General features: G+C 67.9%; 11 protein-coding genes. 9 read left to right on the top strand and 2 right to left on the bottom strand.

The window, feature by feature from the left end; all coding sequences use genetic code 11:
- The first annotated feature begins 2 nt into the window (after positions 1 to 2).
- Positions 3 to 974, top strand: a complete 972-nt coding sequence (locus NGK70_RS25455; RefSeq protein ID WP_251971220.1) for a hypothetical protein — start codon at positions 3 to 5, stop codon at positions 972 to 974.
- A gap of 34 nt (positions 975 to 1,008) precedes the next feature.
- On the opposite strand, the gene NGK70_RS25450 is transcribed toward NGK70_RS25455, so the two are convergent.
- The gene (locus NGK70_RS25450; RefSeq protein WP_251973900.1) at positions 1,009 to 1,971 is read right to left on the bottom strand and encodes a sugar-binding transcriptional regulator; all 963 of its coding nucleotides are present in this window, start codon (positions 1,969 to 1,971) and stop codon (positions 1,009 to 1,011) included.
- Between the two features lie 143 nt (positions 1,972 to 2,114).
- The gene (locus NGK70_RS25445; RefSeq protein ID WP_251971219.1) at positions 2,115 to 2,570 is read right to left on the bottom strand and encodes an RpiB/LacA/LacB family sugar-phosphate isomerase; all 456 of its coding nucleotides are present in this window, start codon (positions 2,568 to 2,570) and stop codon (positions 2,115 to 2,117) included.
- Positions 2,571 to 2,901: 331 nt separating this feature from the next.
- Between NGK70_RS25445 and dhaL the strand changes: the two genes are divergently transcribed.
- The 8 genes from dhaL (at position 2,902) to NGK70_RS25405 (ending at position 12,543) form a co-directional block, all read left to right on the top strand.
- Positions 2,902 to 4,692, top strand: a complete 1,791-nt coding sequence (gene dhaL / locus NGK70_RS25440) for a dihydroxyacetone kinase subunit DhaL (RefSeq protein ID WP_428985556.1) — start codon at positions 2,902 to 2,904, stop codon at positions 4,690 to 4,692.
- Between the two features lie 55 nt (positions 4,693 to 4,747).
- Positions 4,748 to 5,440, top strand: a complete 693-nt coding sequence (locus NGK70_RS25435) for an HAD family hydrolase (protein ID WP_251971218.1) — start codon at positions 4,748 to 4,750, stop codon at positions 5,438 to 5,440.
- A 340-nt stretch (positions 5,441 to 5,780) separates the two neighbouring features.
- Complete coding sequence (locus NGK70_RS25430; protein ID WP_251971217.1) at positions 5,781 to 6,746, top strand: sugar-binding transcriptional regulator; 966 nt, start codon at positions 5,781 to 5,783, stop codon at positions 6,744 to 6,746.
- A 40-nt stretch (positions 6,747 to 6,786) separates the two neighbouring features.
- Positions 6,787 to 8,226, top strand: coding sequence for an extracellular solute-binding protein (locus tag NGK70_RS25425; RefSeq protein WP_251971216.1), 1,440 nt, complete (start codon positions 6,787 to 6,789; stop codon positions 8,224 to 8,226).
- Positions 8,227 to 8,386: 160 nt separating this feature from the next.
- Positions 8,387 to 9,313, top strand: a complete 927-nt coding sequence (locus NGK70_RS25420) for a carbohydrate ABC transporter permease (RefSeq protein WP_251971215.1) — start codon at positions 8,387 to 8,389, stop codon at positions 9,311 to 9,313.
- A 19-nt stretch (positions 9,314 to 9,332) separates the two neighbouring features.
- Positions 9,333 to 10,187: a carbohydrate ABC transporter permease gene (locus NGK70_RS25415; protein ID WP_251971214.1), complete on the top strand. Its 855-nt coding sequence runs from the start codon at positions 9,333 to 9,335 to the stop codon at positions 10,185 to 10,187.
- Between the two features lie 15 nt (positions 10,188 to 10,202).
- Positions 10,203 to 11,330: an ABC transporter ATP-binding protein gene (locus NGK70_RS25410; protein ID WP_251971213.1), complete on the top strand. Its 1,128-nt coding sequence runs from the start codon at positions 10,203 to 10,205 to the stop codon at positions 11,328 to 11,330.
- Between the two features lie 61 nt (positions 11,331 to 11,391).
- A complete protein-coding gene (locus NGK70_RS25405; RefSeq protein WP_251971212.1) occupies positions 11,392 to 12,543 on the top strand; it encodes an ABC transporter ATP-binding protein in 1,152 nt (383 codons plus the stop codon).
- The last annotated feature ends 2 nt before the right edge of the window (positions 12,544 to 12,545 follow it).

Below are 12,545 nucleotides of genomic sequence, written 5' to 3'. Positions count from 1 at the left end.
CGATGTTCGAGCATGGCAGTCCAGAAATGACCTTTGTGGAGGCTACCGCGCGTGTGGACGAACTCGCCCGAGCACTGCGGTCGACAAATGCTGGAAGAGCTGCTGAGCTCGACTATGCCTTGCTGAGGTCGGATGGGGTGCTGCGTAGTCTCTATAGCGTGGGCTTCCTGGGAACCCATGACGCGAACTCCAACACTTTCACATTTTGCCACGATGGGCGGCAACCAGACCGAGAATTTGTCAATGACGACCGAATCCTTATTCATCCCTGCTACTGGATTGCTTTGAATCTGTCGCGTGATGCGCTGCTACCGGAAGAGTCGGAGCAAATCAACGACGAATACGAAATCAAAGTAACCTCGGCGTCACCCCAGATACGTGCGCAGCGGATTGGCTCTCTCATTGCCCAACTAGGAAGCATCGACGAAGGCGTCGCACATGCAGACGATTTCGAAGAATGGTGCCTTTTGGCCGTCCAGACTGTCTTCGCTGGGCACCTGTCAAATGTCTCTCGCAAGGCCAACGGCCAAGCGGTCCAGCGCAGGGACATTGTGGGCACAAACTTGGCAAACACAACCGCGTGGAGACGTATCGAAACCGACTACCATGTGCGCCAAGTTGTTTTTGACGCAAAAAACTACCAAGGTGTTGGTCGTGATGAGTATCGTCAGATGTCAACTTACCTCAATGGACCCTACGGCAGGCTTGGTTTCCTGATTACGCGGGATGAGGAAGAAAATCTTCGTGCTGGACCGGAACTTGATTGGGTTCGCGAAATCAAGACGCAGGAGAATAAGCTCATCATTCGCTTGTCATACAAGTTCTTCCATCGATTGCTCGGAAAGTTGCGCAATCCCGAAAAGCATGATGTTGGCGACCACGCTCTGAGTGGTGTGCTCGACTCCTACGAGCGTATGTACCTCAGCCAGCAAAGCACAATGGCTCCCAAGCGTAAGCGCTCAAAGCGAGACTAGTAGCCACTCCTACCAGGGCCTCACCTCGGGCCACTTACCCCACCTTCCCCCCACCCATCGCCTCATCCAGATTCAACACCGCCATCGCATTGCTGGCCGTGGTGGCCAGGGTGTCGATGGTGCCGGTGCGCAGGGCGCCGAGGATGGCGGTGACCTTGCTTGCTTCGGCGGCGATGGCGATCACGTTGGGGATGCGGGCCAGGTCGTTGGCGTTCAGGCCGACCACGCGGCCCTGGATGGGCGTCATGGCCGGGCGGCCGTGGATGTCGATGAAGTCGTAGCCCATCATGTCGCCCACCGTGCCCTGGCGCTTGGCCTCGGTGATTTCCTGGGCGCTGAACCAGCCCATGCGGACCATGTTGCTGTCTTCGCTCATGTCGCCGATGCCCACCAGCGCCACGTCGGCGCGGCGGGCCTTGTCCAGCGTCTGGCGCACGGTGTCGTTGTCCAGCAGGGCCTGGCGCAGGGCAGGATCACCCACCAGCGCGGGGGCGTAGAGCGTTTCGCTCTCGCCGCCGAAGCGCGCGGCCAGGCGGCGGCAGATGTGGTCGGGGTTCATGGTCTCGCCGCCGCGGTAGCTGCCGCCGATGGCGCAGACGAAGGTGGCGTGGCGCCGGGTGGCGCTCATCGCGTGCTCGCTGACGGCGCTGACGTTGCGGCCCATGCCGACCGCGACGATGGCGCCGTCGCTGAGGTTGCGGTCCAGCCAGGTGGCGACCAGGCCGGCGAGGATGGCGCGCTGCTTCTCCGCATCGGCGTGGTCCACCGACAGCAGCGCGCGGGTGATGCCGAAGCGCCGCACCAGCTCGCGTTCCAGGTCCACCGTCAGCGTGGGGTGGTGCTGGACGCGGATCTCGACGATGCCCAGCTCCTGCGCGCGCTTGAGCATGCGCCCGACGGTGGCGCGGCTGATGCCGAAGCGCTGCGAGAGCTCGTCCTGCGTCTGCCCGTCCACGTAGTAGAGCGTGGCCAGGCGGGTGAGCTCTTCCAGCGGCATCGGGGACGAAGGCGAGGAGGCCGACGCCGCAGCGGCGGAGGAGCGGGGGCGGGCGGCACTGGGATTCATGGGGTCCGATTGTCGCGGACGCCCCGTGCGCAGGGTCTGCATCGCCTGTCCCGCCCGGCCGGGCCGCACCGCGCTCAGCGCGCCGCCGCGATCAGGCGCTTCTCGTGCGCGGCCAGGGCTTCCAGCTTGGGCAGCGAGCGCGGCTCGAAGGCGCTGGCGAGGAAGCTCTGGACGATCGACTTGGCCAGCTCGATGCCGACCACGCGCGCGCCGATGGTGATGATCTGCGCGTCGTTGCTCTTGCTGGCGCGCTCGGCGGAGTAGGTGTCGTGCGCCTGCGCGGCGCGGATGCCGGGCACCTTGTTGGCGGAGATCGCCATGCCGATGCCGGTGCCGCAGAAGAGCAGGCCGCGCTCGGCCTCGCCGCGGGCCACGCCCTCGGCCAGCGCCACGCCGACGTCGGGGTAGAGCACCGGCGAGCCGTCGTGGGTGCCGAAGTCCACCAGCTCGTGGCCCTGCTGGGCCAGCAGGGCCTTGATGGCTTCCTTCATCTCGTAGGCGGCTTCGTCGCAGCCAAGGGCGATTTTCATGGCGGGTCTCCGGGTCGCTCGACCTGAGCGAATGTGCAATGGATGAGCGAATTAGCGCATATGCATTGATCCAATGTCAACCTGATGCGCATTTGCTCGTCTGATTGACCGGGGCTTGCGGCCCCGGGATATTGCGGTAGCGGCCCTCCTGGCGGTGGATGCGCACTCTTCAGTGCGGGAGAGGGGGCTGGTGGGTCGAATCCCCGATGGATCCAAGGTTCCGACATTGCGCATTCGCTCACCATGCAATACAGTCGCTCATCCACTGAACCGATGCGCGCCGCTGATCGAGCGCGCCGTTCCCATCCGTTGCGCCCGCAGGAGACACTTCATGTCCATGAACCGCGTCATCAACAACCCCGACCTGGTGGTCGAGGACATGCTCACCGGCTGGCTGATGGCCCACGCCGACACCGTGGTCGCCCGCGAGGACAACCCGCGCGTGGTGCAGCGGGTGCAGGCCCCCGAGCGCGGCAAGGTGGGCATCGTCACCGGCGGCGGCTCCGGGCACGAGCCGGCCTTCCTGGGCTACGTGGGCGACGGCCTGTGCGACGCGGTGGCGGTGGGCGAGATCTTTTCGTCGCCGACCGCCAAGAGCTTTCTGGACGCGATGCGCAGCGCCGACGGCGGCGCGGGCGTGGCCTGCCTGTACGGCAACTACGCCGGCGACAACATGAACGTGAAGATGGCCATGCAGATGGCCGCGCGCGAAGGCATCGTGGTCCGTACCGTGGTGGCCAACGACGACGTGCCCTCCGCACCAAAGGGCGATGAGGCCAAGCGCCGCGGCGTGGCCGGCGAGATCCTGATGTGGAAGGTCGGCGGCGCCAAGGCCGCGATGGGCGGCACGCTCGACGAGGTGATCGCGGTGGCGCAGAAGGCCATCGCCAGCACCCGCTCGATCGGCGTGGGCCTGTCGGCCTGCGTGATCCCGGCGGTGGGCCACGCGAACTTCAGCATCGAGCACGGCACGATGGAGGTCGGCATCGGCCACCACGGCGAGCCGGGCATCGACGTGCGCAAGACGGTCAGCGCCGCCGAAATGGCCGAGATGATGCTGAACGTGGTGCTGCCGGACCTGCCCTTCGTGGGCGGCGATCGGGTGGCGGTGCTGATCTCCGGCCTGGGCGCCACGCCGGTGATGGAGCAGTACATCCTCTACGGCGAGGTGGCCAAGCGCCTGCAGGCGCAGGGCATGACGGTGGCGGTGAACTTCGTCGGCAACCTCTTCACCTCGCTGGAGATGATGGGCGTGACGCTGACGCTGATGAAGCTGGACGACGAGCTGGAGGCCTGCCTGAAGGCGCCGGCGCGCTCGGTCGGTCTCACGGTGGCGGGCGACCTGGGCGTCGGCCGCGCCTACAGCGGCGTGGCGGCGGGCCAGGCGGCTGCTTCATCGGCGCCCGTGGCCGGGAAGGCTGCGACCGCCGCGGCGGCGCCGCGCGGCGTGCAGGGCCCGGCCGTGGCGCTGGCCGGCAGCGGCGCACTGGTGCGCGACCTGATCGCCACCATCGTCGAGCACCGCCAGTTCCTGTCCGACATCGACGGCCTGATCGGCGACGGTGACCACGGCATCAACATGGCCAAGGGCTTCACCGGCTGCGGCACGCGGCTGGACGCGCTGGGCGCCGAGCGCGCCGCGCAGCTGCCCGCCGCGCTGGAGCAGCTCAGCCAGGCGCTGATGGACGACATCGGCGGCTCGATGGGCCCGCTGTACGGCAACTTCTTCCTCGGCTTCGTCAACACGCTGGAGCCCCATCTGTCTACGAGTGGGCAGCTGGACGCCGCGCTCTTCGCCGACGCGCTGGCCGCCGCGGTGGCCAACGTGCAGGCGATGGGCAACGCCCAGGTGGGCGACAAGACGCTGATCGACACCCTGGTGCCGGCGCGTGATGCCTTCCGTGCCGCGGTGGCGGGCGGCGCCGGCTTTGCCGACGCGCTGCAGGCCATGAGCGATGCGGCCGAGCGCGGCAAGGACAGCACGAAGGACCTGCAGGCCCGCATCGGCCGCTCGGCCCGGCTGGGGCCGCGCTCGATCGGCGTGCTCGACGCCGGCGCCACTTCCTGCTGGCTGATCCTGCGCACGATGGCGCAGTCGCTGCAGCGCCAGCTGGCCGGCTGAGGGGCGACTCTCCGGCCCCTGATCTCCGACCCACCGAATCCACCGAAAGGCCCCGATGTCCCTCATCCAAGCCGTCGTCTTCGACATGGACGGCATCCTGATCGACTCCGAAGTGCTCTGGCGCCAGGTGCGCGAGGAGTTCGCCGCCGACAACGGCATGGTCTGGAACGCCCTGGACCAGGAGTCCACCATGGGCTGCAACACCCGCATGTGGAGCCGCATCATGGTCGAGCGCCTGCAGCTGCAGGAGCGCCTGGGCATGGACGACGCCGCGATCGCCAAGGAGATCAAGGCGCGCCTGCTGGCCAAGTACGAGGCCCACCTGCCCGAGCGCGAGGGCGCCGTGGCCTCGGTGCTGCGCGTGGCGCAGAAGTACAAGGTCGCGCTGGCCTCGGGCTCGCCCAACGAGCTGGCCACCCACGTGATGAAGGTGACCGGACTGGACCAGGTCTTCCTGGCCACGATGTACGGCGACGACGTGACGCACGGCAAGCCGGCGCCGGACATCTACCTGGAGGTGCTGAAGAAGATCGGCGTGGCGCCCGAGCAGGCGGTGGGCATCGAGGACTCCGGCAACGGCATCCGCTCGCTGCGCGCAGCGCGGATGGGCATCGTCGCCGCGCCGGGGCCGGAGTTCCCGCTCAGCGAGGAGGTGCTGGCGCTGGCGGATGTGCGCATCGAGCACATGGCCGAGGTGAATCCCGAGCTGATCGAGCAGGCCGCCGCCCAGCGCCGCCTGCGCGGCTGAATGACTGAGCCGCTGATCAACCGCTGAGCGGCTGCCTGGCCTGCTGAGCGACCGCTGTGCGGCCGTCGAGGCCGGCGCTGGCCGGCGTTCCGGCCCGAATCACCGCCTTTTTCTCCGCCGCGCGCCATGTCCTTGGCGTGCGGCTTCGTCACGGCCGTACCAGGGTCAAGCAAGCACGTACAGGCCCGCCCAGGGTCTTCCCGGGGGACTGCTGAACAAGGCCACCCGACCTAGGGAAAGTCCGGTGCCGATGCGCGTTGACCGGGGGGAAACGGCTGTCCTACGATGAACAAACGTACACGACACGTTCATTTGTTCAATGCGACCGCCGACCTCTCCCATGGAATCCGAACAGAGCCTGTCCATCCGCGCCGCCTGGCTGGCCTACGTGGGCGGCTGCACGCAGGAGCAGATCGCCGAGCGGCTGGGCATCTCGCGCATCAAGGCGCAGCGGCTGATCGCTGCGGCCACGCAGAACGGGCTGGTGAAGTTCTTCGTCGAGGGTGTGCCGGCCGAGTGCATGGCGCTGGAAGACGGCCTGATGAAGGCCTTCGGGCTGAAGCGCTGCGTGGTGGTGCCCACCGTGGACCCGGACGAGGGGCTGGATGACAGTGCTGGCGAGATCCCCGCGCTGGCGGTGGCGGCGGCGCGCTGGCTGCACCGGGCGCTGGAGTCCGGCGAGATCCGGCACATCGGCATCGGCCACGGCCGCACGCTGGCGGCGATGGTGGAGCGCCTGCCGGCCTGCAAGCGCCCGGACCTGCACTTCATCTCGCTGCTCGGCAGCCTGACGCGGCGCTCGTCGGCCAACCCCTTCGACGTGATCGCCCGGCTGGCCGAGCGCACCGGCGGCGAGTGCTACTTCCTGCCGGTGCCCTTCATCGCCGACAGCCGCGCCGATGCGGAGGTGCTGCGCGCCCAGCGCGGCGTGCAGCTCGTGCTGGCGATGGTGCGCGAGTGCCAGCTCTGCGTGGTGGGCATCGGCGACCTGGGTGCCAACACGCACCTGGTGCGCAGCCAGTCGGTGACGCCACAGGAGTGGCAGGCGCTGGTGGATGGCGGGGCGGTGGGCGAGATCGCCGGCAGCTTCGTCAATGCCCAGGGGCAGCTGGTGCCCTGCGAGATGAACGAGCGCGCGCTGGGCGTGTCGCTCGACGACCTGCGAGGCCGCGAGGTGCTGGCCGTCGCAGGCGGCAAGTACAAGGCCGACGCCATCAGTGCGGTGCTGCGCACCGGCGTGGTGACGGCCTTGATCGTGGACGAGGCCACCGCTCAGACGGTGCTGGCATCCACCCACGCAGGCTGAACCAAGCGGCCGCGTTTTTTCCCAACCGAGGAGACATCTGATGTCCGATACCCTGAAGGCCCTCGCCCGGGCTTGCCATGAGAACCGGCTCGGCCGCCGCGACTTCCTGACCCGCGCCAGCGCGATGGGCTTCTCCGCCTCGGCGGCGGGCCTGGCGCTGAACGCCGTGTCCACCGAGGCGCTCGCCGCCGGCGGCGTGGACTTCCAGAAGCACAAGGGCAAGACGATCAAGCTGCTGCTGAACAAGCACCCCTACGTCGACGCGATGTTGAAGAACATCGAGAACTTCAAGGCGCTGACCGGCCTGAACATCACCTACGACATCTTTCCGGAGGACGTGTACTTCGACAAGGTGACCGCCGCGCTGGCCAGCAAGTCGAGCCAGTACGACGCCTTCATGACCGGCGCCTACCAGACCTGGAAATACGGCCCGGCGCGCCAGATCGTCGACCTGAACACCTTCCTGAAGGACCCGAAGCTGACGTCCGACACCTACAAGTGGGACGACATCTACGAAGGCCTGCGCGAGTCCACCGCCTGGGACGGCAAGGCCGGCTCCAAGCTAGGCGGGCCGGGCAGCAAGCAGTGGGCGCTGCCCTGGGGCTTCGAGCTGAACTCGCTGACCTACAACAGGAAGGCGCTGGACGGCATGGGCATGAAGGTGCCTACCAGCCTGCCCGACCTGATCGACAAGGCCAAGGCCATCAGCAAGGCCGGCAAGATGTACGGTGTGGGCGTGCGCGGCAGCCGCTCCTGGGCCACCATCCACGCGGGCTTTCTCTCGGGCTACACCAACTTCGGCGGCCGTGACTTCGAGAACGTCGGCGGCAAGCTCAAGCCGGTGATGAACTCGGCGGCCAGCAAGAGCTTCCACACGATGTGGGTGGACATGCTCAAGAGCGCCGGCCCGAAGAACTGGACCAACTACACCTGGTACGAGGTCGGCAACGACCTGGGCGCAGGCGCCTCGGCGATGATCTACGACGCCGACATCCTGGGCTACTTCATGAACGGTGGCAGCAACAAGGAGGCCGGCAACCTGGCCTTCGCCGGCTTCACGCCCAACCCGCAGGCCAAGAACCCGACGCCCAACGTCTGGATCTGGTCGCTGGCGATGAGCGAGTTCTCCAAGCAGAAGGAGGCCGCCTGGTTCTTCATGCAGTGGGCCACGCACACCGACAACACCACCTTCGGCGCCACCAAGGGCGACCTGGTCAACCCGATCCGCAAGTCGGTCTGGGCCAACCCGGAGTTCCAGCAGCGCCTGGAGAAGAGCTACCCGGGCTACCTGAAGCAGTACCAGGACTCGATCGCCAACTCCAAGATCTACTTCACGCCGCAGCAGCTCTTCCCGGAGTTCACCACCGAGTGGGCGGCGATGCTGCAGCAGATGTACGGCGGCCAGATCTCGGTGGACGAGGGCCTGGACAAGCTGGCCCAGACGCTGACGAAGAAGCTCAAGGACGTCGGTCTGGCCTGACCGACCCCACGGCGGTGGCGGCCTTGCACGCTGCTGCCGCTCACCCCGGTCACCGCACACCGCATCCCCGGCGGCCTGCGGTGCCGGCGGCGGCTGGACCGGGCGCCCCTGCTGCGCCGATCCGGCCCCCTGACCTCCACCCCGCCCTGGGGAACCCGCCATGTCCTCCCTGACGATGTCTTCTCCCGGCAAGCCCGTGCGCAAGCTGCGCATGCAGCGCCTGCTGCCCTACCTGCTGAGCCTGCCCGCGCTGCTGGTGTGCATCGGCATCCTGGTGCCCTTCTTCACCGCGGTGGGCTACTCGTTCCAGCGCTACAACCTGTCGTTCCCGGACGCGCGCGGCTACGTCTGGTTCGACAACTACATCGCCCTGTTCACCGACGAGGCCTTCTGGAACACGGTGCGGGTGTCGCTCACCTACACGGTCGCCACCGTGGGCGTGCAGCTGCTGCTCGGCCTGGGCATCGCCCTGCTGCTGCAGAAGCGCAATGCGGTCAATAACGCGATGAGCGTGCTGCTGATCCTGCCGCTGATGGTGGCCCCCGCGATCGCCAGCCTGATGTGGAAGCTGATGACCAACCCCGGCTTCGGCGTGCTGAACTGGCTGCTGCGGCAGGTGGGCATCGACGACTTCGGCTGGTCCTCGCGGCCCGAATCCGCCATGTTCACCGTGGTGCTGGTGGACACCTGGGTCTACACGCCCTTCATCACCGTGCTGCTGCTGGCCGGCCTGCGCGCGCTGCCGCGCCAGCCCTTCGAGGCCGCGGAGCTCGACGGCGTGCCGGGCAGCTTCGTCTTCTTCCGTATCACGCTGCCGATGTTGCTGCCCTACATCCTGACGGCCGGCATGTTCCGCATGCTCGACTCGATCCAGCAGTTCGACATCATCTACTCGATGACGCAGGGTGGCCCGGGCGACTCGCTCACCGTCTTCCAGGTGCAGGCCTACCTCGAAGCGTTCAGCTTCTCCAACATCGGCAAGTCCGCCGCCCTGGTGCTGGTGCTCTGGGCCATCACCTACGCGCTGTCGACGCTGTTCATCAAGCACTGGCTCAAGCTGCGCCAACGCGCCCGTGGCCAGGCCTGACGCCCCGGAGAGACCCCACATGACCTCTGCAACCTTCTGGCGCGGCCTGCGCATCCTGGCGCGGGTGGCCGTCGGCCTGTTCTTCCTGTTCCCCTTCGTCTGGGTGCTCCTGATGAGCTTCATGACGAACCAGGACATCCTGCGCGCCACGCCCAGCCTGGCCTTCGACCCCACGCTGGACAACTACAGCTCGCTGATCCGCGGCGAGCTGAAGACCGACGTGGGCACGCTCACCAGCGACTACATCCGCAACCTCGGCAACAGCCTGCTGCTGTCGAGCGCGTCGGTGATCCTGTCGCTGATCCTGGGCGTGCCGGCGGCCTACGCCTTTGCCCGCTTCAAGTTCCGCCTGGGCGAGGACATCGCCTTCACGCTGCTGAGCTTCCGCTTCGCGCCGCCCATCCTGGTGCTGCTGCCGCTGCAGCTGTACTTCCAGGAGATCGGCCTGTACGACACCTACGTCGGCCTGATCTGGGTCTACCAGCTCATCACGCTGCCGCTGATCCTCTGGATCGTGCGCGGCTACTTCGAGGACATCAGCCCCGACATCGAGCACGCCTACCGCCTGGACGGCCACAGCTGGATGAAGAGCTTCTTCAAGATCGCCATCCCGCTGGCCCGCCCGGGCATCGCGGCGGCCGGGCTGCTGAGCTTCATCTTCGCGTGGAACAACTTCGTCTTCGCGCTGATCCTGGGCAGCTCCAGCGTGCAGCCGGTGACCGTGGGCGCGATGGCCTTCATCACCGCCAGCGGCATCCAGTACGGCCAGATCGCCGCGGCGCTGATGCTCAGCGTGATCCCCACCGCCACCATCGCGATGTTCGCGCAGCGCTACCTCGTCGAAGGCCTGAGCCTCGGCGCGGTGAAAGGCTGACCGGGCACATCGACCATGGAAACCGATCCCAACCCCATGTCCTACCTGAAGATCTCCGGCCTGACCAAGGCCTTCGGCAAGAAGCGCGTGCTCGACGGCCTGGACCTCGAGGTGCGCCAGGGCGAATGCCTGGTGGTGTTCGGCGGCTCCGGCAGCGGCAAGACCACGCTGCTGCGGCAGATCGCCGGCGTGATGGAGCCCGACGCCGGCAGCATCCACATCGGCGGCGAGGACGTCGGCGAGGTGGGCCCGGAGTCCCGCGGCGTCGCGATGGCCTTCCAGAACTTCGCGCTCTACCCGCACCTCACGGCCTTCGAGAACATCGCCAGCCCGCTGCGGGCGCGCAGGATGGCCGAGGCCGAGGTGGCGGCGCGGGTGCTGGAAGTGGCCCGGCTGCTGAAGATCGACCACGTGCTCACGCACCTGCCCAAGCAGCTGTCCAACGGCCAGAAGCAGCGCACCTCGCTGGGCCGCAGCCTGGTGCACCGCCCGCCGGTGCTGCTGCTGGACGACCCGCTGCGCAACGTGGACGCCAAGATCCGCTTCGAGATGCGGCTGGAGTTCCCGAAGCTGTTCAAGGCCTTCGGCTCCACGGTGCTCTACGTGACGCAGGACTACCGCGAGGCGCTGGCGCTCGGCGACCGCATCGGCGTGCTGGTGGACGGCAGGTTCCAGCAGATCGACTCGCCGCACGGCATCTACCGCAACCCGCGCACCCGCGAGGTGGCGCGCCTGTTCGGCGACCCGCCGATCAACCTCTTCGAGGTCACCCCGCGGGTCGATGGCGACGCGCTGGCGGTGGATATCGGCGGCCTGCCGGTGCGCCTGGACGACCTGCGCCCGCAAGCCCGGCCCGAGCTGATCGGCCGCGCCTGCGTGCTGGGCGTGCGCCCCGAGGACGTGGTCTTCAGCACCCAGGAGCAGCCCGGCGCGCTGCCGGTGGCGCTGGAGGCGGTGATGCCCATCAACGTGCGCACCGTCACCCTGCTCAAGGCGGGCCAGGGCGCGGCGGGGGCCGAGATCCTCTCCAGCCGGCCGGAAGACCCGGCGCTGGCCGGCCGCCGCGAGCGCCTGCCCGGCTGGGCCACGCTGGTGCCGGGCCGCGCGATGTTCTTCGACCGCGCCACCGGCGCCCGGCTGTGAGCCCACCGGGCCCCGGCTTCCCCGAATCCTGAGCCTCTGACAATCTGACAAGGAGCCCGCGATGGCGGCACTCACCCTCGACAAGGTCAGCAAGATCTACCGCGAGAAAGGCAAGGCGGACAACCGCGCCGTCAAGGCGGTGGACATGGCCGTCCACGACGGCGAGATCATCTCGCTGCTGGGCAGCTCCGGCTGCGGCAAGACCAGCACGCTGCGCATGGTGGCCGGCTTCGAGTCGGTCAGCGAAGGCCAGGTCCGCATCGGCGAGCGGGTCATCAACGACCTCAAGCCGGCCGAGCGCAACGTGGCGATGGCCTTCGAAGGCTATGCGCTGTATCCGCCGCTGACGGTGGCCAACAACATCGCCTTCAGCCTGCTGCGCAGCAAGATGCCGCGCCCGGAGGTGCGCAAGCGCGTGCAGCACATCGCCGAGCTGCTGGAGATCACCGACATCCTGGAGGCCTACCCGCCCACGCTGTCGGGCGGCCAGCAGCAGCGCGTGAGCCTGGCGCGCGCGCTGGTGCGCCCGGCCGACCTCTGGCTGCTCGACGAGCCGATGAGCCAGCTCGAACCGCAGCTGCGTGCGGTGCTGCGCGGGCGCATCAAGGAGTACCTGATCGAGCACCGCATGACCTCGGTGTTCGTCACCCACGACCAGACCGAGGCGGTGGCGCTGTCCGACCGCATCGCGGTGATGAGCAACGGCGTGCTGCAGCAGTTCGCCTCGCCGGAGGATCTGAAGGAGCGCCCGGCCAACCTCTTCGTCGCCGGCTTCATCGGCGAGCCGGCGATGAACCTGCTGCCCGCCCGGCTGGCGCTGCAGGACGGCCGGCTGGACGCGCTGGTGCACGCCCAGGGCGATGCCGGCATCGCGCTGCGGGTGAGCTTCGGCGCGCTCGACCGCGTCGTCAATGCCGCCGCGCTGCACGACGGCCAGAAGGTGCACCTGGGCGTGCGCCCGCACAAGGTCAGCCTGGGCCGCACCGCCGACTGCGCCAACCCGGTGCAGGGCACGCTGGCCTTCAACCAATGGCAGGGCGACCAGAGCCACGTCGGCATCGACCTGGGCGGCCACACCCTGCTGGTGGTCACCGACGGCGCGGTGGACCTGGCCGACGGCAGTGGCGTCGGCCTGTGCCTGCCCACCGAGGCGCTGCACCTGTTCGACAGCGACAGCGAGAAGGCGCTGGTACACGGGGCGGACCTCCGCTGAGG

Origin of the sequence: Sphaerotilus microaerophilus, assembly GCF_023734135.1 — a bacterium.
Lineage (GTDB): Bacteria > Pseudomonadota > Gammaproteobacteria > Burkholderiales > Burkholderiaceae_C > Sphaerotilus > Sphaerotilus microaerophilus.
Note: the sequence above shows the minus strand (reverse complement) of the source record. Positions and strands in the feature narration are given on the sequence as shown.